General features: G+C 39.3%; 1 protein-coding gene and 2 pseudogenes. All 3 read left to right on the top strand.

The features are described 5' to 3' along the window. Positions 1-42: 42 nt before the first annotated feature. Positions 43-186, top strand: a pseudogene (locus BA70_RS20440) (BhlA/UviB family holin-like peptide); the annotation flags it as partial. A 274-nt stretch (positions 187-460) separates the two neighbouring features. Beyond that, positions 461-688, top strand: a complete 228-nt coding sequence (locus BA70_RS18825) for a phage holin (protein WP_034325270.1) — start codon at positions 461-463, stop codon at positions 686-688. A 43-nt stretch (positions 689-731) separates the two neighbouring features. Beyond that, positions 732-1,122: pseudogene (locus BA70_RS18820) on the top strand (N-acetylmuramoyl-L-alanine amidase); the annotation flags it as partial.

The following is a 1,122-nucleotide window of genomic DNA, read 5'->3' as shown; positions in this document are numbered from 1 at the left end:
AGGTTCACTATCATCTGAGTCATCAATATAAAGGTGAGATTGTTGGAAATGGATTTGGCACAATATTTAATGACACAAGAACCCTTTGCGGTGCTTTTTTGTTGGGTGCTGTTTTATGTATTGAACACGACAAAAGAGCGTGAAAACAAGTTAAACGAGCAAATAGACGCTCAAAATGATGTCTTAAATTACATTGATATGGGTTGCCCCGAAAAAGCAAAGCCTCATTTTGAACATGCACTAGAAAAAGCAACGGAAAGCGACGCTAAAAGATTAATAGGATCAGCGTTGTATAACTTAGGATTAAGCTATTTCCACAATGATGAAATAGTTGCTGCAATTAAATATATAAATGATTCTATCAACGCTTTTAAAAAGTTTAGTGAGAAGTATGACGTCGTGATCGAGAAGCTCGATCGCATTGAAAGAAACCAAAAATAACTGAAATGGGGAGTTGAATATGAAGAATTTAGACAAAGGCACAGTGATCCGCACGGTGCTACTTTTTATTGCATTGATCAACCAGGGGTTAATCATGTTTGGCAAACCTGTTTTGCCGATCAGTGAAGACCAGGTAAAAACATTAACTGATACTTTATACCTTGCTGGCTCAATGATTGACAACCCTTGTCGATGGTTCAAAAACAATTATGTGACATCTAAAGGGCAGCAAGAAGAAAAGGATTAACAAAATAAAGGGCTGCCCCAGGCGGCTTTTTTTAATACCAAAAGGCATTGAAATTTGTGAAAATAGTGACAGGAATTTTGAGAAGGCGGTAGAGAATGCTCAATGGTTGATTCGCCAATTAATGACGGATCAAGGCATTCCATTGTCAAACGTTGTTCCTCATAAAAGATGGAGTGGAAAAGAATGTCCCCGCAGGTTGCTTGATCGTTGGGACAGCTTCAAAGCCGGGATCGCAGTTGCTAACACAAATAAAAAGCCGTCTGCTAAACCAACAAAAGTAGAACCATCCAAAACAGCAGCTTCCAAGCCTGCTAAAAAGTCGTATGGTTTGCCAACAGGCATTTTAAAAATTACAAAGCCTCTCACAAAGGGATCAGAAGTAAAAGCCTTACAGCAAGCCCTAGCGACGGTTTACTACTACCCGGACAAAGGAG

Source organism: Bacillus zhangzhouensis (assembly GCF_000715205.1).
GTDB classification, from domain to species: domain Bacteria; phylum Bacillota; class Bacilli; order Bacillales; family Bacillaceae; genus Bacillus; species Bacillus zhangzhouensis.
The sequence above is the reverse complement of the archived record's forward strand: the minus strand, read 5'-3'. Positions and strand labels throughout refer to the sequence as shown.

What these genes read in the sequence shown, in the direction of transcription:
- BA70_RS18825 (WP_034325270.1), top strand. Translation starts at nt 461, where the DNA reads ATGAAGAATTTAGACAAAGGCACAGTGATCCGCACGGTGCTACTTTTT.